This window comes from Pseudomonas sp. RHF3.3-3 (assembly GCF_048069595.1).
Taxonomy (GTDB): Bacteria; Pseudomonadota; Gammaproteobacteria; order Pseudomonadales; family Pseudomonadaceae; genus Aquipseudomonas; species Aquipseudomonas fuscovaginae_B.
On sequence record NZ_CP182250.1, the window covers coordinates 2,323,158 to 2,348,496 of the forward strand.

The following is a 25,339-nucleotide window of genomic DNA, read 5'->3' on the forward strand; positions in this document are numbered from 1 at the left end:
TGGTTCTACAGTCTTGCACAGAGTGAAACCTATTCCATTGGAGTGTGACCATGTTTGTGCGCAACAGCCTCGTGTTTGCCGGCCTGCTGCTGAGTTCCGCGGCCCTGGCCTCGCCCGCCGGGCATTATGACTTCGGTCAGCCGGCGCCGGCGTCGAAGGCGACCCGTACCATCGAAGTGACCATGACCGATATCGCTTTCGATGCCAAGGAGCTGGAGGTCAAGGCCGGCGAGACCGTGCGTTTCGTGCTGGTCAACAAGGGTCAATTGCTGCATGAGTTCAACCTGGGTGAGGCGGCGATGCATGCCGCGCACCAGCAGGAAATGCTCAAGATGCAGCAGAGCGGCATGTTGACGCCGACCGGCATGAAGATGCCGGCGATGGATCATTCCAGCATGGCGGGCGGTGCCATGGATCACGGCATGATGAAGCATGACGACCCCAACAGCGTGCTGGTCGAGCCGGGCAAGACCGCCGAACTGACCTGGACCTTCAGCAAGGCCGGCAGCCTGGAGTTCGCCTGCAATATCCCCGGTCACTACCAGGCGGGCATGGTTGGCCGGCTGAAAATTGACCGCTGAGGCAGGTCGTCTGCCTTTGCACGCTGAAAGCCGGGCGTAAACCCGATAGACTTGTCGGGTTCATTCTTTCAGGTTTTCGTTATGCATCCCGCAGCCGAACATTCGCCGCTGGGCAAGTCCAGTGAATACATCGCCACTTATACGCCTTCCTTGCTGTTCCCGATTCCGCGCGCCGCGAAATGGGCCGAGCTGGGGTTGAGTGCCGAGACCTTGCCCTATCACGGCGTGGACTTCTGGAACTGCTTCGAGCTGTCCTGGCTGCTGCCGTCCGGCAAGCCGGTGGTGGCCATCGGCGAGTTCAGCATTCCGGCCGACTCGCCGAACATCATCGAGTCCAAGTCGTTCAAGCTGTATCTCAACTCCCTGAACCAGACGCCATTTGCCGATATCCCGAGCCTGGAGGCGGTGCTGCGCGCCGATCTGTCGGCGGCGGCGGGCAAGCCGGTGGGGGTGCGTATTCGTCGGCTGGGCGACGTACAGGCAGAAGGTGTGGTGGCCTTGCCGGGCACCTGTATCGATGACCTGGATATCAGTGTCAGTGACTACGCCCATCCGCGTCCTGAGCTGCTGCGTTGCGATCCGTCGCGCGTGGTCGAGGAAAGCGTGCACAGCCATCTGCTCAAGTCCAACTGCCCGGTGACCAGCCAGCCGGACTGGGGCAGCGTGGTGGTGGAATATCGTGGGGCGGCGCTGGACCATGCCAGCCTGCTGGCGTACCTGGTGAGTTTCCGTCAGCACTCGGACTTCCACGAGCAGTGCGTGGAGCGGATCTTCCTCGACCTGCAGCGGTTGCTCAAGCCGGAAAAACTGACGGTTTATGCGCGCTACGTACGCCGGGGCGGGCTGGATATCAACCCGTACCGCAGTACCGAGGTGGTGGCGTTCCAGAACCGGCGGCTGGTGCGCCAGTAACCCATCTGGTACGCCTCTGTGGGAGGCGGTTCCCCTCAGAGCTGACGGCTTCTGCGCAGCGGGTCAGGCCAAGTGAGCAGGCATGAAAAAGCCCCGACGAGTCGGGGCTTTTTCCATTGCGCTGTCGCTTAGGCCTGAACGACCGGGATCTTCGCGTTGGCCGCGGCTTCGCGGAACTCGGCGATCTGGTCGAAGCTCAGGTAGCGATAGATGTCGGCAGCCATGCTGTCGATGTTCTTCGCGTACTCCATGTACTCCTCGACGGTCGGCAGCTTGCCGAGAATCGAAGAGACCGCCGCCAGCTCGGCCGAAGCCAGGTAGACGTTGGTGGAGTCACCCAGGCGGTTCGGGAAGTTACGGGTCGAGGTGGAGACCACGGTCGAACCGGTCTGCACACGTGCCTGGTTACCCATGCACAGCGAGCAGCCCGGCATTTCCATGCGCGCACCGGCCTTGCCGTAGATGCCGTAGTAGCCTTCCTCGGTCAGCTGGTGAGCGTCCATCTTGGTCGGCGGAGCCAGCCACAGACGGGTCGGGATGCCGCCCTTGACCTTGTCCAGCAGCTTGCCGGCAGCGCGGAAGTGACCGATGTTGGTCATGCACGAACCGATGAACACTTCGTCGATCTTGTCACCGGCAACGGTGGACAGCAGACGGGCGTCGTCCGGGTCGTTCGGCGCGCAGAGCACAGGCTCCTTGACGTCGGCCAGGTCGATCTCGATGACCGCGGCGTACTCGGCGTCCTTGTCGGCTTCCAGCAGTTCGGGCTTGGCCAGCCAGGCTTCCATCGCCTGGGCGCGACGCTCCATGGTGCGGGCATCGCCGTAGCCTTCGCCGATCATCCAGCGCAGCAGGGTGATGTTCGACTTCAGGTATTCGGCGATCGCCTCTTCCGGCAGCTTGATGGTGCAGCCGGCAGCGGAACGCTCGGCCGAGGCGTCGGACAGTTCGAAGGCTTGTTCGACGGTCAGGTCGTTCAGGCCTTCGATCTCCAGGATGCGGCCGGAGAAGATGTTCTTCTTGCCTTTCTTCTCTACGGTCAGCAGGCCCTGCTGGATCGCGTAGTAAGGGATGGCGTGAACCAGGTCGCGCAGGGTGATGCCAGGCTGCAGCTTGCCCTTGAAGCGAACCAGTACCGACTCGGGCATGTCCAGCGGCATGACGCCGGTGGCGGCCGCGAAGGCCACCAGGCCGGAACCGGCCGGGAAGGAGATACCGATCGGGAAGCGGGTGTGGGAGTCGCCACCGGTGCCGACGGTGTCAGGCAGCAGCATGCGGTTCAGCCAGCTGTGGATGATGCCGTCGCCTGGACGCAGGGACACGCCGCCACGAGTCATGATGAAGTCGGGCAGGGTGTGGTGGGTCTTGACGTCGATCGGCTTCGGATACGCCGCGGTGTGGCAGAAGGACTGCATCACCAGGTCGGCGGAGAAGCCCAGGCAGGCCAGGTCCTTCAGTTCGTCACGGGTCATTGGACCGGTGGTGTCCTGGGAGCCGACGGTGGTCATCTTCGGTTCGCAGTAGGTGCCCGGGCGGATGCCCTCGACGCCGCAAGCCTTGCCGACCATCTTCTGCGCCAGGGTGAAGCCCTTGGTGCTGGCCGCCGGTGCTTCAGGTGCCTTGAACAGGTCCGATGGTGGCAGGCCCAGCTCGGCGCGAGCCTTGCCGGTCAGGCCGCGACCGACGATCAGCGGAATACGGCCGCCGGCGCGGACTTCGTCCAGCAGTACTTCGGTTTTCAGTTCGAAGCTGGTGACCAGCTCGTCGCTGCCGTGGCGGCGCACTTCGCCCTTGAACGGATAGACGTCGATGACGTCGCCCATAGCCAGGTTGGTGCAGTCGAATTCGATCGGCAGGGCGCCGGCGTCTTCCATGGTGTTGTAGAAGATCGGGGCGATCTTGGTGCCGAAGCAGAAGCCACCGGCGCGCTTGTTCGGTACGTACGGAATGTCGTCGCCGAAGAACCACAGCACCGAGTTGGTGGCGGATTTGCGCGAGGAACCGGTACCGACCACGTCACCGACGTAGGCAACCGGGAAGCCCTTGGCCTTGACCGCTTCGATCTGTGCCAGTGGGCCGACCGAACCTGGCTGGGAAGGCTCGATGCCGTCGCGGGCCATTTTCAGCATGGCCAGGGCGTGCAGCGGAATGTCGGGGCGCGACCAGGCGTCCGGGGCAGGGGACAGGTCGTCGGTGTTGGTTTCGCCAGGCACCTTGAACACGGTCAGGGTGTATTTCTCGGCGATGGCCGGACGGGCGGTGAACCATTCACCGGCGGCCCAGGATTCCAGGACGGCCTTGGCGTGGGCGTTGCCAGCCTTGGCTTTTTCAGCCACGTCGTGGAAAGCGTCGAACATCAGCAGGGTGTACTTGAGTTGCTCGGCGGCAACCGGCGCCAGCTCGGCGTCGTCCAGCAGGGCAACCAGGGTCTCGATGTTGTAGCCGCCCTGCATGGTGCCGAGCAGTTCAACCGCGCGCTTCTTGTCCAGCAGCGGGGACTTGGCTTCGCCCTTGGCCAGGGCGGAAAGGAAGCCGGCCTTGACGTAGGCGGCTTCGTCCACTCCAGGCGGAACGCGGTTGGTGATCAAGTCTACGAGGAAAGCTTCTTCGCCAGCCGGGGGGTTCTTCAGCAGCTCGACCAGGCCTGCGGTTTGTTCGGCGTTAAGCGGCTGGGGCACGATACCCAGGGCTGCGCGCTCTTCGATATGTTTGCGGTAGGCTTCAAGCACAGTTATTACCCTCATCAGTGGTCCCAAATGGGTGTCCGGGACGCTCATCCAGAAATGCACGGCACTCATGCGCTGTAGGGGCTTTTTGGGCCGCTTGGCCAGAGTTTCCGCGATTTCCAACAGAAGCTGTTTTCAAAGTTTTACGCCTTCGGAACGGAGCAGATGAGGGTCGGCGCGGGAACTTCCGGGCGGAAATTCCCGAGCCAACGTCGTTCTTCAGGATGAGGGTGACTGACACCCGGCGGATGAAGCGCCCTGGGACGGTTCCACCCTAAACTGTGCTCGTGACGCTTTGAAAACAGCTTCCAACGGACATTGGCGCCTAAAAAGGCAGAACGATTCTACGGCATATTCCAAAGAAAGGTAAGGTAAGCCCTACAGGTTCGGGGGTGACCCTTGTTAGACAAAGGGCTAACATGCGGGCCTGTTTTGCTTCCGCGCGTTTGTCCTGCCCATGCCCAATCAGACTATCAAGACCCCCTGCGTCGGCCTCTGCTCCACGGTTTACGGTGACCTGGTGTGTCGCGGCTGCAAACGCTTCCACCATGAAGTGATCCACTGGAATGGCTACAGCGAGGAGCAGAAGCGTGCGGTGTGGCTGCGTCTGGAACAGTTGCTGGTGCAGGTGATGGTGGCCAAGCTGGAGGTGTTCGACCCGCTCAGGCTGCGCCAGCAACTGGAGGCGCGCAAGATCCGCTTCGTGCCCCATCAGTCGGAGTATTGCTGGGCCTATCAGCTGATTGCGCGAGGAGCGCGGGTGATCAACCAGCTGGAGGCCTATGGCATGGTGCTGCTGCCGGAGTTTCGTGACTGGGGGCTGCCGGAGTTGCGCGATGCCATCGATCGCGAGTTCTTCCTGCTGTCCGAGGCGCACTACGAGCGCTATATCGCGCCGGGGTTTCTCAAGGAGGCGCTGGGCCCCTGAACCGGACGCCGGCAGGCCTCAGCCCCTGGCCAGTTCCTCCAGGTGGTCGGTGATCTCCTGGGTCTTGAGCACCAGCACATCACTTTCCAGTGAGTCCAGCACCACTTCCGCGGTATTGCCGATCAGTGCCCCGGAAATCCCGGTCCGCGCCACCGTGCCGATCACCGTGACCACTGCGCCCAGCTTGTGGGCCGTGTGCGGAATCAAGACGTCCGCCGGCCCCTCGGCAATGTGCAGGTGTTCGTCATCGACGTCGAATTCCGCCTGGAAGGCCCGGCATTGCTCGCGATAGCGCGCCTCAATGGTTTCCCGCAACTGGTACACCGGATCGGCGGCCGAGAGCATCGGCGAGGGATGGGCGCTGATCACGTGAAGGTGGCCCTTGGCCAGGCTGGCTATGTCATAGCCATGATCGATGATGTTCGCATGCAGGTGTCGATGGCCCTCGTCGGCGTTGCCGACATCCACCGCGGCGAGAATCACCCCGCCGGCCCAGGGCGTCTCGGTCTTGACCATCAGCACCGCGCAGGGGCAGAAACGCAGCAGTTTCCAGTCCGAAGGGGTCAGCAGGGCCCTTTTCAGCGGGCTGTCGGGGCGGTGCTGCTTGATCACCAGGCCGCAGCCTTCGGCCTGTTGCACGCCGATGATGGTGTCGTGCAGGGTCTTGTCCCAGGACTGTTCCGCCGTGGCGCTGTAGCCGTCGTCATGCAACTGGCTCTTGAGCAGCGAGAGCAGGGCGCTATGGTCGTGCCGCGGGTCGCACATCAGCAGATGCAGGTGGGCATCCGTGACCTTGGCGATCAGTTTGGCGCGGTTGAGCGCCAGGCTGTGGGCGTGATCGGGGTCGAGTATCACCAGAATGCTGCGAATGGCTTGCATGGTCAGCGTGCTCCCAGAGGTTCGAAGACGGCATGACCTAACTATAGTTGCCCTGCGTTCGCCCCGAACTTGATGCATATCAAGGACGATGGCTGGTGGTCCGCCCCGGGACCCGTATAATCGGCGGCCTTGAGTTGCCTGATCCCTTGTGAGCCCCATGTTGCCGATTCTTTCGTTGTTCGACCCCCTTCGCTGCGCACTGCCGGGAGCCTTCCTGTGAACCTGCCGGAAATTCATGAGTTTCTCGGCTGTCGCACGCCGGACGCCTGGGTGCAGGCGGCGCTGGCCGATCAGGAAACCCTGCTGATCGACCACAAGAACTGCGAGTTCAAGGCGGCGAGCACGGCCCTGAGCCTGATCGCCAAGTACCATTCGCATGTCGACCTGATCAACATGATGTCGCGGCTGGCGCGGGAGGAACTGGTGCACCACGAGCAGGTGATGCGCCTGATGAAGCGTCGTCGGATCGACTTGCGCCAGCTTTCCGCCGGCCGCTACGCCTCGGGCCTGCGCAAGGTGGTGCGCAACCACGAGCCGGTGAAACTGGTGGACACGCTGGTGGTCGGGGCCTTTATCGAGGCCCGCAGTTGCGAGCGTTTCGAGGCCCTGGTGCCGCACCTGGATGAAGAGTTGGGCAAGTTCTATTTCGGCCTGCTCAAGAGCGAGGCCCGGCATTTCCAGGGTTATCTGAAGCTGGCCTACCAGTATGGCGACGCTGCGGATATCGCCCGGGTGATCCACAAGGTCCGGCTGGTGGAGCAGGAGCTGATCGAGTCGCCGGACGTCGAGTTTCGCTTCCACAGCGGCGTCCCGGCTGTCTAGTGGCCTGTGTGGCTAATTCGCGCACTCAACGCCGGGTCCAGGGCTTCGCCAGACTGCGTTGCCATTCCTGGCCGTAGCTCGGCTACGACTCGTCATGGCGCCTTGCCTGGCAAACCCCTGTACCCGAATTTGAGTATTCGAATTAACCGTACAGGCCACTAGGCGCGAACCAGCTTTTCCAGTGCCGCCTCGGCCAGGAACGACGAGCGGCTCTTGATCCGGTGGTCGCGCACGTAGCGGTCGATGCGCTGGATCACGAAGCCGGGAAGGGTCACGTTGACCTTCTCGGTCTTGCCCAGGTAGGGCGAAATATCGATTTCCAGCAGGCCCCAACCCATTTCGGCAAAGTCGGGGTTTTGCCGGTGGGCCAGCAATGGCGACGGCATCGGTACCCGCTCGCCGCTCGAGGCGATTTCCTCCAGGCGGATGTGGGCGATCTCGATGGCGGCGTCATAGGCTTCCTCGAAGCTGTCGCCGGCGGTCACGGCGCCTGGAATGTCCGGGATCTGTACGCCGGTGGCGGTGTGTTCATCACCCCATTCAATGGCAATGGGATATTGCATGATGTCCTCCTGGGTGAGCCGGTTCATGGCAGGCCCGCCCGTTTCCTTGTTTTTCAACCCTTGAAGCCCTGACCAACTGGTTCAGGAAAGCCTGACTGTCCTTCCATCAGACAGCGATTTCGAAGGTGTTCCCAGAGTTATTTCTCGAAAGTCGGCGCCACTCGTCTCCCGGCAGGTGAGGCGAGGTGGCAGGGCCGGAGTTCAGTGCGCTTTCGTCCAAGCCGGAGGCTGCCTATTTCCGCCGGCTATCAGCCGGTGCCTTCCATCGGTTGTTTGAAAAGCTTGCTAACAATTTCTTTGACATTAACTGCCTAGGCAGTAATATCTGAGCAACTCTCTGCCTAGGCAGCTTTCTGGTGACTCTATGAAGCATTTCCTTCCGGAAAACTTTCACAACTGCCATCTCGGCCTGCTCCTGGGGCGCGCGGCGTTGCTCAAGGACCGGATCATCGATACCCACATGGTGCCGTACGGCATTACCGCGGCGCAGTTCAAGGTGCTGATCATCATGGCCCAGTTCGGCGTCGATTCGCCGGCCGAGCTGTGCCGCCACCTGTCCATCGACAGCGGCTCGATGACGCGGATGCTCGATCGCCTGGAGCAGAAGGAACTGCTGGTGCGCCAGCGTTCGGAGGGCGATCGGCGTCAGGTCCGTCTGGTACTGACCGAACAGGGCCAGGCCCTGGCGGACCGCCTGCCGGAAATCGGCGCCGACGCCATGAACGAATTGGCGGGTGCGATCACCCGGGACGAGCTGCAGACCCTGGAAGACATTCTCAAGAAGATTTTGCTGGCAGCCGGGGACTCGATCACCCAGTTGCGGCTGGGTGAAAAAAATGAACGGTAAAACCTTGCGCAGCGGTTTCAGTCTGATGTTCCTGGCGATGGCCCTGGCGGGTTGTGCCAGCTACCAGGGGCTGACGACGTCTGGAGTGAGCCTGGAGGCGAAGGATCTCAAGGCTGAACAGTCGCTCAAGGGTATCCGGCTGTCGCCGGCGGCCTGGCCGTCGACCGACTGGTGGAAAAGCCTGGGCGACCCGCAGCTCGACGGGCTGATCCAGGAAGCGCTGCGCGACAGCCCGGACATGCAGGTCGCCAGTGCGCGGACCCACCAGGCCAGCGCCGCGGCCTATGCCGCCGATGCCGCCCGCCTGCCGACCCTCGATGCCAGCGCCGGGGTGACCCGTTCCCGCCTGCCTCGTGACCAGGACCCGAGCGGGCAGGGTGGCAACTACGACACCGTGCGCAAGCTGGGCCTGGACTTCAACTACACCTTCGACCTCTGGGGCGGCCAGCGTGACGCCTGGGAGGCCGCGCTCGGTCAGGCGCGGGCCGCCGAGGTCGACCAGCAGGCGGCACGCCTGACCCTGGCCGGCGATGTGGCGCGGGCCTACAGCAACCTGGGCGAGGCGCATATCGTCTATGACCTGGCCAACGATGATCTCAAGCGCACCCGGCAGATGCTCGAACTGGGCCAGCGCCGCCTGAGTGCCGGAATCGACAGCCACTACCAGTATCAGCAGACCGAAAGCCTGGCCGCCAGCTCCGAGGAGCAGGTGATCGATGCACGCAAGAAACTGCAGAGCGCCAAGGTCGCCCTGGCCGTCTTGCTGGGCAAGGGGCCGGACCGCGGCAACGAGCTGGCCCGGCCGAAAATCCTCCAGCCTGCGGTGGTCGCCCTGCCTTCGAGCCTGCCGGCCGAGCTGCTGGGCCGGCGTCCGGACCTCGTGGCCGCGCGTTGGCGGGTCGAGGCCGCGAGCAAGGATATCGCCGCCGGCAAGACGCGTTTCTACCCCAATCTCAACCTGAGTGCCGCGGCCGGCACCGAGGCCTTGCTGGGCGACGCCCTGTTCGGTTCGGCCAGCCGTTTCTTCAGCATCGCGCCGACCGTTTCGCTGCCGATCTTCGACGGCGGCCGCCTGCGCGCCGGGCTCGATGCGAAGGATGCCGACTACGACCTGGCGGTGGCGCAGTACAACAAGAGCCTGGTCAAGGCGCTTGGGGATGTCAGCGACACGATCCAGCAGTTGCGCGAGATCGCCCGGCAGATCGCTGTCCAGCAGCATGCGGCGGATATCGCCCAGCAGTCCTATGACACCGTGGTCCAGCGTTATGGCGCCGGCATCGGCAACTACCTGGACGTGCTGACCATCGAGCAGACCCTGTTGCAGGCCCAGCGCCAGCTGGCGGAACTGAATGCCCAGCAGATCGACCTTTCCATTCAACTGATGCAGGCCCTGGGCGGTGGATTTCACGCCGAGAACATCGCCCTGGGCGATTCGAGCCCGGCTGCACGGACCCACTAATTCAAGGTACTTGTCATGGCTAACCCTGCCCAAAACAACTCCGTTGAAAACAACCCCGGTGCCGCCAACTCCGGCAAACGCAAGATCATGCTCCTGGCCCTCGCCCTGGTCGCCGTCGGCGGCGCGGCGGTCTGGGGCTGGCACGAACTCTATGGCCGCTGGAGCGAAGGTACCGACGACGCCTATGTCAATGGCAACGTGGTGGAGATCACGCCGCAGATCACCGGTACGGTGGTCAGCATCGGTGCCGATGACGGTGACCTGGTCCATGAGGGGCAGGTGCTGGTGAACTTCGACCCGAGCGATGCCGAAGTCGGCCTGCAGAGCGCCGAGGCCAATCTGGCCAAGACCGTGCGCCAGGTGCGCGGCCTGTACAGCAACGTCGACGGCATGAAGGCCCAGGTGGTGGCGCAGAAGGCGGCCGTGCAGAAGGCCCAGGAAAACTACACCCGCCGCAGGAATCTCGCCGCCAGCGGTGCGATCTCCCAGGAGGAACTGTCCCACGCCCGTGACGACCTGACCTCGGCCCAGAGCGCCTTGAGCAACGCCGAGCAGCAACTCAACAGCAGCAATGCACTGGTCGACGACACGGTGGTGTCCAACCATCCCGATGTGAAGGCGGCCGCTGCTCAGTTGCGCCAGGCGTACCTGGCTCATGCCCGGAGCACGCTGGTCGCGCCGGTGACCGGTTATGTCGCCAAGCGCACCGTGCAGCTCGGTCAGCGTGTACAGCCGGGGGCCGCATTGATGGCGGTGATTCCGCTGGACCAGTTGTGGATCGATGCCAACTTCAAGGAAACCCAGCTGCGCCAGATGCGGATCGGCCAAGCGGTGGACATCGAGGCCGATCTGTACGGCAGCGACGTGAAATACAGCGGTACCATCGACAGCCTCGGCGCCGGTACCGGCAGCGCCTTCGCCCTGTTGCCGGCGCAGAACGCCACCGGTAACTGGATCAAGATCGTCCAGCGGGTGCCGGTGCGTGTGCACATCAACGCCGAGGATCTGGTCAAGCATCCGCTGCGGATCGGCTTGTCGACCCAGGTCGAGGTCGACCTGCACGACCAGAGTGGTCCGGTGCTGGCACAGCAGCCGCCCCAGAAGGCTTCGTTCAGCACCAACGTCTATCAGCAGCAGTTGGCTGACGCCGATGCGGTGATCAACCGCCTGATCCATGAGAACAGCGCAACGGCGGCCAAGACCGCGCAGCGCTGAGTCGCCAGTCCCCCGCTGCGGCCCTCGCGGTCGCAGCGCCTGCCCCGTTCCAAAGGATTCGCGATGAGTTCGAACGCATCATTTTCCCCGCCGAGCCTGTTGCTCAGCACCATCGGCCTGTCGCTGGCGACCTTCATGCAGGTGCTCGACACCACCATCGCCAACGTGGCGCTGCCGACCATTTCCGGCAACCTGGGGGTGAGTTCGGAGCAGGGCACCTGGGTCATCACTTCCTTTGCCGTCAGCAACGCCATCGCCCTGCCGTTGACCGGCTGGTTGAGCCGGCGCTTCGGTGAGGTGAAGCTGTTCATCTGGGCCACGTTGCTGTTCGTGCTGGCCTCGTTTCTCTGCGGTATTTCCACCTCGATGCCCGAACTGGTGGGCTTCCGAGTGCTCCAGGGGCTGGTGGCCGGCCCGCTGTATCCGATGACCCAGACGCTGCTGATCGCCGTCTATCCGCCGGCGAGGCGAGGCATGGCCCTGGCGTTGCTGGCGATGGTCACGGTGGTCGCGCCGATTGCCGGGCCGATCCTCGGTGGCTGGATCACCGACAGCTACAGCTGGCCGTGGATTTTCTTCATCAACGTGCCGATCGGCATTTTTGCCGCCGCCGTGGTGCGTCAGCAGCTCAAGGCGCGGCCGGTGGTGATCAGTCGGCAGCCGATGGATTATGTCGGCCTGCTGACCCTGATCATCGGTGTCGGCGCGCTGCAGGTGATCCTAGACAAGGGTAACGACCTGGACTGGTTCGAATCGAATTTCATCGTCATCGGCGCGGTGATTTCGGCGATCGCCCTGGCGGTGTTCGTCATCTGGGAAATGACCGATGCGCATCCGGTGGTCAACCTGCGGCTGTTCGCCTACCGCAACTTCCGCATCGGCACCATCGTGCTGATCCTCGGTTACGCCGGGTTCTTCGGCATCAACCTGATTCTGCCGCAGTGGTTGCAGACCCAGATGGGCTATACCGCGACCTGGGCGGGGCTGGCGGTGGCGCCGATCGGCATCCTGCCGGTGCTGATGTCGCCCTTCGTCGGCAAGTACGCCAACCGGGTCGACCTGCGCCTGCTGGCCGGGATCGCCTTCCTGGCCATCGGCCTGAGTTGCTTCATGCGTGCCGGCTTCACCAACGAGGTGGACTTCGAGCACGTGGCGCTGGTGCAACTGTTCATGGGGATCGGCGTGGCGCTGTTCTTCATGCCGACCTTGAGCATCCTGATGTCGGACCTGCCGCCGCAGCAGATCGCCGACGGTGCCGGCCTGGCGACCTTCCTGCGTACGCTCGGCGGCAGTTTTGCCGCATCCCTGACCACCTGGATCTGGATTCGCCGGGCGGACCAGCATCATGCCTACCTGAGCGAAAGCATCACGCCGTTCGACCCGGCGACGCGCGAGGCGCTGAACAATCTCGGTGGCGCGGGGAGCCAGGCCTACAGCCAGCTGGATCAGATTCTCAACAGCCAGGCCTACATGCTGTCGACCGTGGACTACTTTACGCTGCTCGGGTGGGGCTTCATGGGCTTGATGCTGCTGGTCTGGCTGGCCAAGCCGCCGTTCGCGGCGAAGGCCGGGCCAGCGTCGGCCGGGCATTAATCCGAGTCAGGCCCATTCGCGGGCAAGCCCGGCTCCTACAGTTCAACGTCGTTTGATGCATTAATGTAAGACGTGAATCTGTAGGAGCCGGGCTTGCCCGCGAAGCTTTTTACTGGAGCAGGGGCAACGCCGGCGGTGGCGGAAACTCGAACTCGCCCAGGTGGAATCCCTGCTCGTCAACCTGCAATGCCCAGCCCTGGCGATCCCAGTCACCCAGCACGATTCGCTTCGCCGCCTGGCTGCCGAGCTGCAGCTTGTGAATCGCCGGCCTGTGGGTGTGGCCGTGGACCAGGGTGTGCACGCCATACTGCTGCATGATCCGCGGGATCTCCTCCGGGGTCACATCAACGATGTCGTTGGCTTTCATCCGGGTTTGCGCCCGGCTTTCGCTGCGCAGCTTGCGCGCCAGCTTGTGCCGGGTACGCAACGGCAGGTGCCGCAGGATGAACAGGCTGATGGGGTTGCGCAGGTAGCGACGCAGGCGCATGTAGGCCTCGTCGCGGGTGCACAGGCTGTCGCCGTGCATCAACAGCACCGGCTCGCCATTGATCTGCACCACGCTCGGGTCCTTGAGCAGCGTGGCTCCGGCTGCCTTGCAGAAGGCCTTGCCGAGCAGGAAATCACGGTTGCCGTGCATCAGGAAAATCGGGGTGCCGCCCTCGCTGACCTCGCGCAGTGCCGCGCAGATCGAGCGTTGGAAAGGGGTCATGGCATCGTCGCCGATCCAGGCTTCGAAGAAGTCGCCAAGGATATATAACGCTTGTGCCGAACGGGCGCGTCCGGCGAGGAAATCCAGAAACGCCCGGGTGATGTCCGGGCGCTCCTCTTCCAGATGCAAGTCTGAAATCAGCAGTATCACTCAACGATCTCGGCTTTCTCGATGATCACGTCTTCTGCCGGTACGTCCTGGTGGCCTGCCTTCATGGTGGTGGCAACGCCCTTGATGCTGTCGACCACTTCAGTGCCGGCGATCACCTTGCCGAATACCGCGTAGCCCCAGCCCTGAACGGTTTTGGCGCTGTGGTTGAGGAAACCGTTGTCGGTGACGTTGATGAAGAACTGCGCGGAAGCCGAATGCGGCTCCATGGTACGGGCCATGGCGATGGTGTACTTGTCGTTCGACAGGCCGTTGTCCGCTTCGTTCTGGATGCTTGGGCGCTTGTCTTTCTTTTCCTTCATGCCTGGCTCGAAACCGCCGCCCTGGATCATGAAGTTGCCGATGACGCGGTGGAACACGGTGTTGCTGTAATGGCCGGCCTTGACGTATTCAACGAAGTTGGCAACGGTCAGCGGGGCTTTTTCGGCGTTCAGCTCGAGAACGATCTCGCCGTGGTTGGTGGTCAGTTTGACTTGAGTCATGGTAGCTATCGCTCTGTTCAGGAAATTCGTGGGACGTGGCCGGCCCCTTCAAGGGGCTGCGCCACAACCTGGGCGGGGAGTTTAACGTGCTTGCCGGGCATTTCGAGGGTTTTTATACCGCCGGTATTAAAAGCAGCGGTTTTCCGGCTGGCCCTGTCAGGGGCTTGACAGGTTCGGCTATGATAGGAGTTTTGATTGACCCGGCCTATCCGGGCCACGCACTTGTTACGTCCAAGGATCTTATGAGCAAGCCCACTGTCGACCCTACTTCGAACGCCAAGACCGGCCCGGCTGTCCCGGTCAACTTCCTGCGCCCGATCATTCAGGCCGACCTGGATTCGGGCAAGCACACCCAGATCGTCACGCGTTTTCCGCCTGAGCCCAACGGCTACCTGCACATCGGTCACGCCAAGTCGATCTGCGTGAACTTCGGTTTGGCCCAGGAGTTCGGTGGCGTCACGCACCTGCGTTTCGATGACACCAACCCGGCCAAGGAAGATCAGGAGTACATCGACGCCATCGAGCGTGACGTCAAGTGGCTGGGTTTCGAGTGGGCCGGCGAAGTGCGCTACGCCTCGCAGTATTTCGATCAACTGCATGACTGGGCGGTCGAACTGATCAAGGCCGGCAAGGCCTATGTCGACGACCTGACTCCAGAGCAGGCCAAGGAATACCGCGGCAGCCTGACCGAGCCGGGCAAGAACAGCCCGTTCCGCGAGCGTTCCGTCGAGGAGAACCTCGACTTGTTCGCGCGCATGAAGGCCGGTGAGTTCAAGGACGGCGAGCGTGTATTGCGGGCCAAGATCGACATGGCCTCGCCGAACATGAACCTGCGTGACCCGATCCTCTACCGCATCCGCCATGCCCATCACCACCAGACCGGTGACAAGTGGTGCATCTACCCGAACTATGACTTCACTCACGGTCAGTCGGATGCCATCGAGGGTATCACCCATTCGATCTGCACCCTGGAATTCGAAGGCCATCGTCCGCTGTACGAATGGTTCCTGGACAACCTGTCGGTGCCGTGCAAGCCGCGCCAGTACGAGTTCTCGCGGCTGAACCTGAACTACACCATCACCAGCAAGCGCAAGCTCAAGCAACTGGTGGACGAGAAGCACGTCAATGGTTGGGACGACCCGCGCATGTCGACCCTGTCAGGCTTCCGTCGTCGCGGCTACACGCCCAAATCCATCCGCAACTTCTGCGAGATGGTGGGCACCAACCGTTCCGACGGTGTGGTGGACTTCGGCATGCTGGAATTCAGCATCCGTGACGACCTCGACCAGAGCGCGCCACGTGCCATGTGCGTGCTGCGTCCGCTGAAGGTGGTGATCACCAACTACCCGCAAGGCCAGGTCGAGAACCTCGAACTGCCCTGCCATCCGAAGGAAGACATGGGGGTGCGCCAGTTGCCGTTCGCCCGCGAGATCTACATCGATCGCGACGATTTCATGGAAGAGCCGCCCAAGGGCTACAAGCGACTGGAGCCGGCGGGTGAGGTGCGCCTGCGCGGCAGCTACGTGATCCGTGCCGACGAGGCGATCAAGGATGCCGATGGCAACATCGTCGAACTGCGCTGCTCCTATGACCCGGACACCCTGGGCAAGAACCCCGAGGGTCGCAAGGTCAAGGGCGTGATCCACTGGGTGCCGGCGGCTGCCAGCGTCGAGTGCGAGGTGCGCCTGTACGATCGTCTGTTCCGCTCGCCGAACCCGGAGAAGGCCGAAGACGGCGCAAGTTTCCTGGACAACATCAACCCTGATTCCCTGCAGGTCCTCACCGGTTGTCGTGCCGAACCCTCGTTGGGCAACGCACAGCCGGAAGACCGTTTCCAGTTCGAGCGCGAAGGCTACTTCTGCGCGGATATCAAGGACTCGAAACCAGGTGCCCCGGTATTCAACCGTACCGTGACCCTGCGCGACTCCTGGGGTCAGTGATTCAGTCAAGGAATTAACGTGCTTACGATCTACAACACGCTCACCAAGAGCAAAGAAGTCTTCAAGCCGCTGGACGGCAACAAGGTGCGCATGTACGTCTGCGGGATGACCGTGTACGACTTCTGCCACCTGGGCCACGGCCGCAGCATGGTCGCCTTCGACCTGGTGACCCGCTGGCTGCGCTTCAGCGGTTATGACCTGACCTATGTGCGCAACATCACCGACATCGACGACAAGATCATCAACCGGGCCAACGAGAACGGCGAGTCGTTCGAAGCGCTGACCGAGCGCATGATCGCGGCAATGCACGAGGATGAGGCGCGCCTGAATATCAGGAAGCCGGACATGGAGCCGCGGGCCACCGACCATATCGCCGGCATGCACGCGATGATCCAGACCCTGATCGACAAGGGCTATGCCTACGCCCCGGGCAACGGCGACGTGTACTACCGTGTCGGCAAGTTCATGGGCTACGGCAAGCTGTCGCGCAAGAAGATCGAAGACCTGCGCATCGGTGCGCGGATCGAGGTTGGCGAGTCCAAGCAGGACCCGCTGGACTTCGTCCTGTGGAAAGCGGCCAAGCCGGGTGAGCCGAGTTGGGAATCGCCTTGGGGCGCCGGGCGTCCGGGCTGGCACATCGAATGCTCGGTGATGTCGACCTGCTGCCTGGGCGAGACCTTCGACATTCATGGTGGCGGCAGCGACCTGGAGTTCCCGCACCACGAGAACGAGATCGCCCAGAGCGAGGCGGCCACCGGCAAGACCTACGCCAATGCCTGGATGCATTGCGGCATGATCCGCATCAATGGCGAGAAGATGTCCAAGTCCCTGAACAACTTCTTCACCATTCGCGACGTGCTGGACAAGTACCATCCGGAAGTCGTGCGTTACCTGCTGGTGGCGAGCCACTATCGCAGTGCCATCAACTATTCGGAAGATAACCTCAAGGACGCCAAGGGCGCCCTGGAGCGTTTCTACCATGCATTGAAGGGCCTGCCGAACGTGCCGGCTGCCGGTGGCGAGGCGTTCGTCGAGCGTTTCACCCAGGCAATGAACGACGACTTCGGTACCCCCGAGGCCTGTGCGGTGCTGTTCGAGATGGTGCGCGAGATCAACCGCTTGCGCGAGATCGATGTCGAGGCGGCGGCGGGGCTGGCGGCGCGTCTCAAGCAACTGGCCGACGTGCTGGGCGTGTTGCAGCTGGAGGCGGACGAGTTCCTGCAGGCCGGTGCCGAAGGTCGTGTCGATGCGGCACAGGTCGAGGCACTGATCCAGGCGCGCCTGGCTGCGCGGGCCAACAAGGACTGGGCTGAATCCGACCGGATCCGCGACCAGATCACCGCCATGGGCGTGGTGCTGGAAGACGGCAAGGGCGGTACGACCTGGCGGCTGGCTGACTGAGCCTTGCGCTGAGTGAACAGAAACCCGCCTTGTGCGGGTTTTTGTGTTTTGGGGTGTCTGGTAGGGCCCTGTTCTCGGATGAATCCTGCTCCCACTGAACACAAGCCCTTTGTGCGTCGCGTTCATCCGCGAACAGGGCCGCCACAAACAACAAGGGCACCCGAAGGTGCCCTGTCTTGACTGCTATCACCTGTCAGGCATGCAGCGATTCGGCCGCATACAAGGTATTTTCCAGCAGGCAGGCGCGGGTCATCGGGCCAACGCCGCCCGGAACCGGAGTGATCCAGCCGGCGCGGGGCAGGGCGGTCTCGTAGACCACGTCGCCCACCAGCTTGCCGTCTTCCTGGCGGTTGATGCCGACGTCGATGACGATGGCGCCTTCCTTGACCCACTCCCCCTTGACCAGGCCCGGCTTGCCGGCGGCCACCACCAGCAGGTCGGCGCGGCCGACGTGGCCGGCCAGATCCTTGGTGAAGCGGTGGGTCACGGTCACGGTGCAGCCGGCCAGCAGCAGTTCCATGGCCATCGGGCGGCCGACGATGTTGGAAGCGCCAACGATTACCGCATTCATTCCGTAGAGGTCGGCACCGGTGCTTTCCAGCAGGGTCATGATGCCTTTCGGGGTGCAGGGGCGCAGCAGCGGGATACGCTGGGCCAGGCGGCCGACGTTATAAGGATGGAAACCGTCCACATCCTTGTCCGGGCGAATGCGTTCCAGCAGTCTGGATGCATCCAGGTGCTCGGGCAGCGGCAACTGAAGCAGGATGCCGTCGATGCTCGGATCGTCATTCAGGCGGTCGATCAACTCGGTCAGTGCCTGTTGCGTGGTTTCGCTAGGCAGGTCATAGGCTTGCGAAATGAAGCCGACTTCTTCGCAATCCTTGCGCTTGTGCGAGACATATACCTGGGAGGCAGGATCGCTGCCGACCAGAATCACTGCGAGGCCTGGCGTACGCAGACCCTGCTGGCGACGCTCGGCGACACGTTGAGCGATCTGCTGGCGCAGACGAGCGGCGATCGCCTTGCCGTCGATTAGTTGTGCAGTCATGACGCGTGATTAACCATCGAAAGGGGTGGAAAAAGAGTGCACATTCTCGCACGCCAGGGCGCGAGGGCAAAGGCGCTTGGTCTGGATATTCCCCTAACTCCTTTATATTTCTAAATTTTTTTCAAAAAAGAGTTGACGACCTTCCGACTCGTCTATAACATTCGTCGCACTTGTCGGGCACAGCCTAGCACTGGTTGAGAAGGTCGAGCTGAATAGGCGGATGTTACAGTCTGGCTCAGCAAGATTGAAAGCTCTTAGTTTGTAGTCATTGTAGAGTACAAATTAATAAGGCGCCCGTAGCTCAGCTGGATAGAGCATCCGCCTTCTAAGCGGATGGTCGCAGGTTCGAGTCCTGCCGGGTGCGCCATTCAGGCAGCTTTGGCACAAGTAACGCAATATGGTGGGCGTAGCTCAGTTGGTAGAGCACAGGATTGTGACTCCTGTTGTCGTGGGTTCGATCCCCATCGTCCACCCCATATTCGAATAAAGACGCCAGATTAATCATCTGGCGTCTTTGCTTTAACGGTTTGACCCGCGGACGTGGTGGAATTGGTAGACACACTGGATTTAGGTTCCAGCGCCGCGAGGCGTAAGAGTTCGAGTCTCTTCGTCCGCACCAGATTGGCTTCAAATACAAAAGACGGCGCAGCACCTGAACAAGGGCTGCGCCGTTTTTGTTTCAGCGCTCGGCAGGTCCGCAAGGCTGCCGGCCCGGGTGTCGGCCGGTTGCTTCTTCCATCGGGGAGAAGGGCGGCGACGGCTCTGGCACGAGTGATTGCGTGTTGTCGGAAAAGGATGCCAACAGCCTGTTCCGACGAATAATTACCGGCTGTTTCCTGCTCGTTTTCAGCGGGGTGACTTCTTGAGTATGACCCACTAGAATGCATGCCCTTGCTTCTGAGGTCGGAAACGGCCGGCTAACGTCTGTGCAACGAGGAATATCCATGCAAGTTTCTGTTGAAAATACATCGGCTCTTGAGCGCCGCATGAGCATCACCGTGCCAGCTGAGCGCATCGAGACCCAGGTCAACAAGCGTCTGCAGCAGACTGCCCAAAAGGCCAAGATTGCAGGCTTCCGCCCTGGCAAGGTGCCAATGAGCGTGATCCGTCAGCGTTTCGAAGCTGATGCCCGTCAGGAAGCGGTAGGTGACGTGATCCAGGCTTCCTTCTATGAAGCCGTGGTCGAGCAGAAGCTGAACCCTGCTGGCCAGCCTTCGGTCGAGCCGAAGGTGCTGGAAAAAGGCAAGGATCTGGAATACGTCGCTACCTTCGAAGTGTTCCCGGAGTTCACCGTTGCCGGTTTCGACTCCATCGCCGTCGAGCGCCTGAGCGCCGAAGTGGCTGATGCCGACCTGGACAACATGCTGGAAATCCTGCGCAAGCAGAACACCCGTTTCGAAGTGGCCGAGCGCGCTGCCCAGAACGAGGACCAACTGAACATCGATTTCGTCGGCAAGGTCGACGGCGAGGCCTTCGCTGGCGGTTCCGCCAAGGGCACCCAGCTGGTTCTGGGTTCCAACCGCATGATCCCGGGCTTCGAAGACGGCCTGGTCGGTGCCAAGGCCGGTGAAGAGCGCGTTCTGAACCTGACCTTCCCCGAGGACTACCAGAACCTGGACCTGGCTGGCAAGGCCGCCGAGTTCACCGTCACCGTGAACACTGTTTCCGCGCCAACCCTGCCTGAGCTGAACGAAGCCTTCTTCGCCCAGTTCGGTATCAAGGAAAGCGGCCTGGACGGCTTCCGCACCGAAGTTCGCAAGAACATGGAGCGCGAACTGCGTCAGGCGATCAAGTCCAAGGTCAAGAACCAGGTAATGGACGGCCTGCTGGCTGCCAACCCGATCGAAGTGCCAAAGGCTCTGCTGGTCAACGAAGTCAACCGTCTGCGCGTGCAGGCTGTTCAGCAGTTCGGTGGCAACATCAAGCCTGACCAACTGCCGGCCGAACTGTTCGAAGAGCAGGCCAAGCGCCGTGTGGTTCTGGGCCTGATCGTGGCTGAAGTGGTCAAGCAATTCGACCTCAAGCCTGACGAAGAGCGCGTTCGCGAACTGATCCAGGAAATGGCTTCGGCCTATCAGGAACCCGAGCAAGTTGTGTCCTGGTACTACAAGAACGAGCAGCAGCTGAACGAAGTTCGTTCGGTTGTGCTGGAAGAACAAGTTGTGGATACTGTTCTGCAGAAGGCGAAAGTGACCGATAAATCGGTCTCCTACGAAGAAGCAGTCAAGCCGGCGGAAGCTCCAAAAGCCGACTGATTTTCTGACTCGTTGGAAAATACACACCATAAGCCAGCCTCGTGCTGGCTTATGCGTATTCAAGACATGACTATTTGGGTGCAGAGCATGTTCCGTAATTCTTATATTCAGCAGAACTCTGATATCCAGGCCGCCGGCGGCCTGGTCCCGATGGTTGTCGAGCAGTCTGCTCGTGGCGAGCGCGCCTATGACATCTACTCGCGTCTGCTCAAGGAGCGAGTGATTTTCCTGGTGGGTCCTGTGGAAGACTACATGGCCAACCTGATCTGTGCGCAACTGCTGTTCCTTGAAGCGGAAAACCCGGACAAGGACATCCATCTGTACATCAACTCCCCAGGCGGTTCGGTGACTGCGGGCATGTCGATCTACGACACCATGCAGTTCATCAAGCCGAACGTATCGACCACCTGCATCGGCCAGGCCTGCAGCATGGGTGCGTTCCTGCTGACCGCGGGGGCCGAGGGCAAGCGTTTCTGCCTGCCGAACTCGCGTGTGATGATTCACCAGCCACTGGGCGGTTTCCAGGGCCAGGCATCGGACATCGAAATCCATGCCAAGGAAATCCTGTTCATCCGCGAGCGCCTCAACACGCTGATGGCCAAGCACAGCGGGCGTACGCTCGAAGAAATCGAGCGCGACACCAACCGCGACAACTTCATGAGCGCCACCGCCGCACGTGAATACGGCCTGATCGACGAAGTGATCGAAAAGCGTCCCGCGTGAAATAAGCGGCACAAAACAGGGGTGGTCGGCCGGTCCGATCACCTGCGGGCTTGAAAAAGCCCGCAATAGCCTTCATCTTGTGTTGCAAGCCTATCGGATTTGGATCGAACGAATGACTGACACCCGCAACGGCGAGGACAACGGCAAGCTGCTTTATTGCTCCTTCTGTGGCAAAAGCCAGCATGAAGTGCGCAAATTGATTGCCGGCCCCTCGGTCTTTATCTGCGACGAGTGCGTCGACCTGTGCAATGACATCATCCGTGAGGAGGTGCAGGAGGCACAGGCCGAGAGCAGCGCGCATAAATTGCCTTCGCCTAAAGAAATCAGCGGCATCCTTGATCAGTACGTCATTGGTCAGGAGCGTGCCAAGAAGGTTCTGGCCGTAGCGGTATACAACCACTACAAGCGCCTGAACCAGCGCGACAAGAAGAGTGACGACGTCGAACTCGGCAAGAGCAACATCCTGCTGATCGGCCCGACCGGCTCGGGCAAGACCCTGCTGGCCGAAACCCTGGCACGCCTGCTGAATGTGCCGTTCACCATCGCTGACGCAACCACCCTCACCGAGGCGGGCTATGTGGGCGAGGACGTGGAAAACATCATTCAGAAGCTGCTGCAGAAGTGTGATTACGACGTGGAAAAGGCCCAGATGGGCATTGTCTACATCGACGAAATCGACAAGATTTCCCGCAAGTCCGACAACCCGTCGATTACCCGCGACGTTTCCGGCGAAGGGGTGCAGCAGGCCCTGCTGAAGCTGATCGAAGGTACCGTGGCTTCCGTGCCGCCGCAGGGCGGTCGCAAGCACCCGCAGCAGGAATTCCTGCAGGTCGACACTCGTAACATCCTGTTCATCTGCGGTGGTGCGTTCTCAGGCCTGGAAAAGGTCATCCAGAACCGTTCGACCAAGGGCGGCATCGGTTTCAGCGCCGAAGTCCGCAGCAAGGAAGAGGGCAAGAAGGTCGGCGAGTCCCTGCGTGAAGTCGAGCCTGACGATCTGGTCAAGTTCGGTCTGATCCCCGAGTTCGTTGGCCGTCTGCCGGTGCTGGCGACCCTGGACGAGCTGGATGAGGCCGCGCTGATGCAGATCCTCACCGAACCGAAGAACGCCCTGACCAAGCAGTATGCCAAGCTGTTCGAAATGGAAGGCGTCGACCTCGAGTTCCGTGCCGATGCGCTGAAATCCGTGGCCCGTCGTGCCCTGGAGCGCAAGACCGGTGCCCGTGGCCTGCGTTCCATCCTCGAAGGCATCCTGCTCGACACCATGTACGAGATCCCGTCGCAGTCCGACGTGAGTAAAGTGGTGATCGACGAAAGCGTCATAGAAGGCAAGTCCCAGCCGCTGTACATCTATGAAAACAGCGAGCCGACCGCCAAGGCCGCACCTGACGCCTGAGTGCTGACGTGCGTGACCCGAAAAAGGGGGCCTCAGGGCCCCCTTTTGCTTTTGCGCGGGCTTTTGCGAAGAGGGGCGCTTGTTTTTTTTCCGGGTAGCCCCCATCTTGGTCCCAAGCTTTCTTTCCACCTGTTTCCGGCCTCAGGGCCGCCGTAGAGGCGAAATCATGAAGACGACCATCGAATTGCCTCTCCTGCCATTGCGTGATGTCGTGGTGTATCCGCACATGGTTATCCCGCTGTTCGTGGGGCGCGAGAAGTCTATCGAAGCCCTCGAGGCCGCGATGACGGGCGACAAGCAGATCCTGCTGCTGGCCCAACGTAATCCTGCCGATGATGACCCGGGCGAAGACGCGCTGTATCGGGTCGGCACCGTGGCGACCGTGCTGCAACTGCTCAAGCTGCCTGATGGCACCGTCAAGGTGCTGGTCGAGGGCGAGCAGCGCGGTACTGTCGAGCATTTCAGCGAAATCGACGGCCATTGCCGTGCACAGGTGGCGCTGATCGAGGAAACCGAGGCGCCGGATCGTGAATCCGAAGTGTTCGTGCGCAGCCTTCTCTCGCAGTTCGAGCAGTATGTGCAACTGGGCAAGAAGGTTCCGGCCGAAGTCCTGTCCTCGCTCAACAGCATCGATGAGCCCAGCCGCCTGGTCGACACCATGGCCGCGCACATGGCGCTGAAGATCGAGCAGAAGCAGGAAATCCTCGAGATCATCGAACTGCCGGCCCGTGTCGAGCACGTGCTGGCGCTGCTGGACGCGGAAATCGACCTGCTGCAGGTCGAAAAACGCATCCGTGGCCGCGTCAAGAAACAAATGGAGCGCAGCCAGCGCGAGTACTACCTGAATGAGCAGATGAAGGCCATTCAGAAGGAACTGGGCGATGGCGACGAGGGCCACAACGAAATCGAGGAGCTGAAGAAGCGCATCGATGACGCCGGCCTGCCCAAGGACGCCCTGGCCAAGGCCCAGGCCGAGCTGAACAAGCTCAAGCAGATGTCGCCGATGTCCGCCGAGGCCACCGTGGTGCGTTCCTACCTCGACTGGCTGGTACAGGTACCGTGGAAGGCCCAGAGCAAGGTGCGCCTGGACCTCAAGCGGGCCGAGGACATCCTCGATGCCGATCACTACGGCCTGGAAGAGGTCAAGGAGCGGATCCTCGAGTACCTCGCCGTGCAGAAGCGCGTGAAGAAGATTCGCGGGCCGGTGTTGTGCCTGGTCGGTCCTCCGGGTGTCGGCAAGACTTCCCTGGCGGAGTCGATCGCCAACGCGACCAACCGCAAGTTCGTCCGCATGGCCCTCGGTGGCGTGCGCGACGAAGCGGAAATCCGTGGTCACCGTCGGACCTACATCGGTTCGATGCCGGGAAGATTGATACAAAAAATGACCAAGGTGGGGGTACGCAACCCGCTGTTCCTGCTCGATGAAATCGACAAGATGGGCAGCGACATGCGTGGCGACCCGGCCTCGGCACTGCTGGAGGTCCTGGACCCCGAGCAGAACCACAATTTCAACGACCATTACCTGGAAGTCGACTACGACCTGTCCGATGTGATGTTCCTGTGCACCTCCAACTCGATGAATATCCCGCCGGCGCTGCTGGACCGGATGGAAGTGATCCGCCTGCCGGGTTACACCGAGGACGAGAAGATCAACATCGCGACCAAGTACCTGTCGCCCAAGCAGATCCAGGCCAACGGCCTGAAGAAGGGCGAGCTGGAGTTCGAAGAGGACGCGATCCGCGACATCATCCGCTATTACACCCGCGAAGCCGGTGTGCGTGGCCTGGAGCGGCAGATCGCCAAGGTCTGCCGCAAGGCGGTGAAAGAGCATGCCGTGGAAAAACGCTTCTCGGTGAAGGTCACTTCCGACCTGCTGGAGCACTTCCTGGGCGTGCGCAAGTTCCGCTATGGCCTGGCCGAGCAGCAGGACCAGGTGGGGCAGGTGACCGGCCTGGCCTGGACCCAGGTCGGTGGCGAGCTGCTGACCATCGAGGCTGCGGTGGTACCGGGCAAGGGGCAACTGATCAAGACCGGTTCCCTGGGCGATGTGATGGTCGAGTCGATCACCGCCGCCCAGACCGTGGTGCGCAGCCGGGCCAAGAGCCTGGGTATTCCGCTGGACTTCCACGAGAAGCGCGACACCCACATCCACATGCCGGAAGGGGCCACGCCTAAGGATGGTCCGAGCGCCGGTGTAGGAATGTGTACCGCATTGGTGTCGGCTCTGACCGGTATTCCCGTGCGTGCGGATGTCGCCATGACCGGCGAGATCACCCTGCGTGGCCAGGTGCTGGCGATTGGTGGGCTGAAGGAGAAATTGTTGGCCGCTCACCGTGGTGGGATCAAGACCGTGATCATTCCGGAAGAGAACGTGCGCGATCTGAAGGAAATTCCTGACAATATTAAGCAGGATCTTCAGATTAAACCGGTTAAATGGATTGACGAAGTCCTGCAAATTGCGCTGCAATACGCCCCGGAGCCCTTGCCAGATGTGGTTCCGGAGATCGTCGCGAAGGATGAGAAACGCGATTCGGATTCCAAGGAAAGAATCAGTACCCATTAGTAGAGATCTTGCCTGGGGGGCTTCCTTGACAGCTTTTTAGAGCCCTTGTTATAAAGCGGCTCTTATAAGTGGCTGTAGGCCATTCAGCACCTGTTTTAGCTTTCACCAAAAACTTAGAAACATACTCAA

At 61.5% G+C, this 25,339-nt stretch carries 20 protein-coding genes and 3 tRNA genes; 17 read left to right on the forward strand and 6 right to left on the reverse strand.

Features of this window, described 5'->3' with window-relative positions:
• Positions 1-50: 50 nt before the first annotated feature.
• Entirely contained in the window at positions 51-581 is a 531-nt protein-coding gene (locus ACMGT0_RS10680; RefSeq protein ID WP_054060716.1) for a cupredoxin domain-containing protein, read from the forward strand.
• A gap of 81 nt (positions 582-662) precedes the next feature.
• Positions 663-1,493, forward strand: coding sequence for an NADPH-dependent 7-cyano-7-deazaguanine reductase QueF (gene queF, locus ACMGT0_RS10685; RefSeq protein ID WP_054060715.1), 831 nt, complete (start codon positions 663-665; stop codon positions 1,491-1,493).
• A 128-nt stretch (positions 1,494-1,621) separates the two neighbouring features.
• On the opposite strand, the gene acnB is transcribed toward queF, so the two are convergent.
• Positions 1,622-4,222, reverse strand: coding sequence for a bifunctional aconitate hydratase 2/2-methylisocitrate dehydratase (gene acnB / locus ACMGT0_RS10690; protein WP_054060714.1), 2,601 nt, complete (start codon positions 4,220-4,222; stop codon positions 1,622-1,624).
• Between the two features lie 454 nt (positions 4,223-4,676).
• Between acnB and ACMGT0_RS10695 the strand changes: the two genes are divergently transcribed.
• Positions 4,677-5,147: a DUF1289 domain-containing protein gene (locus ACMGT0_RS10695; RefSeq protein ID WP_054060713.1), complete on the forward strand. Its 471-nt coding sequence runs from the start codon at positions 4,677-4,679 to the stop codon at positions 5,145-5,147.
• An 18-nt stretch (positions 5,148-5,165) separates the two neighbouring features.
• Here ACMGT0_RS10695 and ACMGT0_RS10700 read toward each other — a convergent pair whose 3' ends face one another.
• Positions 5,166-6,026 (reverse strand): universal stress protein, encoded by an 861-nt coding sequence (locus tag ACMGT0_RS10700; protein WP_054060712.1) that lies wholly within the window; start codon positions 6,024-6,026, stop codon positions 5,166-5,168.
• A gap of 216 nt (positions 6,027-6,242) precedes the next feature.
• On the opposite strand from ACMGT0_RS10700, the gene ACMGT0_RS10705 reads away from it, so the two are divergent.
• Entirely contained in the window at positions 6,243-6,848 is a 606-nt protein-coding gene (locus ACMGT0_RS10705; protein ID WP_054060711.1) for a tRNA-(ms[2]io[6]A)-hydroxylase, read from the forward strand.
• Positions 6,849-7,006: 158 nt separating this feature from the next.
• Here ACMGT0_RS10705 and ACMGT0_RS10710 read toward each other — a convergent pair whose 3' ends face one another.
• A complete protein-coding gene (locus tag ACMGT0_RS10710) occupies positions 7,007-7,411 on the reverse strand; it encodes a type II toxin-antitoxin system HicB family antitoxin (protein ID WP_054060717.1) in 405 nt (134 codons plus the stop codon).
• 364 nt (positions 7,412-7,775) lie between these two features.
• Between ACMGT0_RS10710 and ACMGT0_RS10715 the strand changes: the two genes are divergently transcribed.
• From ACMGT0_RS10715 to ACMGT0_RS10730, 4 genes are all read left to right on the forward strand, one after another.
• Complete coding sequence (locus ACMGT0_RS10715; protein WP_273826346.1) at positions 7,776-8,258, forward strand: MarR family winged helix-turn-helix transcriptional regulator; 483 nt, start codon at positions 7,776-7,778, stop codon at positions 8,256-8,258.
• A complete protein-coding gene (locus ACMGT0_RS10720; RefSeq protein WP_416772519.1) occupies positions 8,248-9,717 on the forward strand; it encodes an efflux transporter outer membrane subunit in 1,470 nt (489 codons plus the stop codon). The genes ACMGT0_RS10715 and ACMGT0_RS10720 overlap by 11 nt, the downstream gene beginning before the upstream one ends.
• A gap of 15 nt (positions 9,718-9,732) precedes the next feature.
• Positions 9,733-10,932 carry an efflux RND transporter periplasmic adaptor subunit gene (locus tag ACMGT0_RS10725; protein WP_416772521.1) on the forward strand — a complete coding sequence of 400 codons (1,200 nt, stop codon included), beginning with the start codon at positions 9,733-9,735 and terminating at the stop codon, positions 10,930-10,932.
• A 63-nt stretch (positions 10,933-10,995) separates the two neighbouring features.
• On the forward strand, positions 10,996-12,525 hold the full coding sequence (locus ACMGT0_RS10730) for a DHA2 family efflux MFS transporter permease subunit (protein ID WP_054059620.1): 1,530 nt from the start codon (positions 10,996-10,998) through the stop codon (positions 12,523-12,525).
• Between the two features lie 109 nt (positions 12,526-12,634).
• Here the strand turns inward: ACMGT0_RS10730 and lpxH are convergent, their stop codons facing one another.
• Together lpxH and ACMGT0_RS10740 are read right to left on the reverse strand one after the other, a co-directional pair.
• Positions 12,635-13,384: a UDP-2,3-diacylglucosamine diphosphatase gene (gene lpxH, locus ACMGT0_RS10735; protein WP_054059619.1), complete on the reverse strand. Its 750-nt coding sequence runs from the start codon at positions 13,382-13,384 to the stop codon at positions 12,635-12,637.
• On the reverse strand, positions 13,381-13,884 hold the full coding sequence (locus ACMGT0_RS10740; RefSeq protein WP_054059618.1) for a peptidylprolyl isomerase: 504 nt from the start codon (positions 13,882-13,884) through the stop codon (positions 13,381-13,383). The genes lpxH and ACMGT0_RS10740 overlap by 4 nt, the downstream gene beginning before the upstream one ends.
• A 242-nt stretch (positions 13,885-14,126) precedes the next feature.
• Here ACMGT0_RS10740 and ACMGT0_RS10745 point away from each other — a divergent pair, with 242 nt between their 5' ends.
• Both ACMGT0_RS10745 and cysS read left to right on the forward strand, forming a co-directional pair.
• Positions 14,127-15,824 (forward strand): glutamine--tRNA ligase/YqeY domain fusion protein, encoded by a 1,698-nt coding sequence (locus tag ACMGT0_RS10745; RefSeq protein ID WP_054059617.1) that lies wholly within the window; start codon positions 14,127-14,129, stop codon positions 15,822-15,824.
• 18 nt (positions 15,825-15,842) lie between these two features.
• Positions 15,843-17,225, forward strand: a complete 1,383-nt coding sequence (gene cysS, locus ACMGT0_RS10750) for a cysteine--tRNA ligase (protein ID WP_416772523.1) — start codon at positions 15,843-15,845, stop codon at positions 17,223-17,225.
• Positions 17,226-17,418: 193 nt separating this feature from the next.
• On the opposite strand, the gene folD is transcribed toward cysS, so the two are convergent.
• Positions 17,419-18,273 carry a bifunctional methylenetetrahydrofolate dehydrogenase/methenyltetrahydrofolate cyclohydrolase FolD gene (folD, locus tag ACMGT0_RS10755; protein ID WP_273826350.1) on the reverse strand — a complete coding sequence of 285 codons (855 nt, stop codon included), beginning with the start codon at positions 18,271-18,273 and terminating at the stop codon, positions 17,419-17,421.
• Between the two features lie 290 nt (positions 18,274-18,563).
• On the opposite strand from folD, the gene ACMGT0_RS10760 reads away from it, so the two are divergent.
• The 7 genes from ACMGT0_RS10760 to lon all read left to right on the forward strand — a co-directional run bounded on the left by ACMGT0_RS10760 (position 18,564) and on the right by lon (position 25,210).
• Positions 18,564-18,640, forward strand: a tRNA-Arg gene (locus ACMGT0_RS10760).
• Positions 18,641-18,673: 33 nt separating this feature from the next.
• Positions 18,674-18,749, forward strand: a tRNA-His gene (locus tag ACMGT0_RS10765).
• A 58-nt stretch (positions 18,750-18,807) separates the two neighbouring features.
• Positions 18,808-18,892, forward strand: a tRNA-Leu gene (locus tag ACMGT0_RS10770).
• 325 nt (positions 18,893-19,217) lie between these two features.
• Positions 19,218-20,528: a trigger factor gene (gene tig, locus ACMGT0_RS10775; protein WP_054057854.1), complete on the forward strand. Its 1,311-nt coding sequence runs from the start codon at positions 19,218-19,220 to the stop codon at positions 20,526-20,528.
• An 87-nt stretch (positions 20,529-20,615) separates the two neighbouring features.
• Positions 20,616-21,251: an ATP-dependent Clp endopeptidase proteolytic subunit ClpP gene (clpP, locus tag ACMGT0_RS10780; protein WP_010445788.1), complete on the forward strand. Its 636-nt coding sequence runs from the start codon at positions 20,616-20,618 to the stop codon at positions 21,249-21,251.
• 112 nt (positions 21,252-21,363) lie between these two features.
• A complete protein-coding gene (gene clpX / locus ACMGT0_RS10785; protein ID WP_017906644.1) occupies positions 21,364-22,647 on the forward strand; it encodes an ATP-dependent Clp protease ATP-binding subunit ClpX in 1,284 nt (427 codons plus the stop codon).
• A 166-nt stretch (positions 22,648-22,813) separates the two neighbouring features.
• Entirely contained in the window at positions 22,814-25,210 is a 2,397-nt protein-coding gene (lon, locus tag ACMGT0_RS10790) for an endopeptidase La (protein ID WP_054057853.1), read from the forward strand.
• The last annotated feature ends 129 nt before the right edge of the window (positions 25,211-25,339 follow it).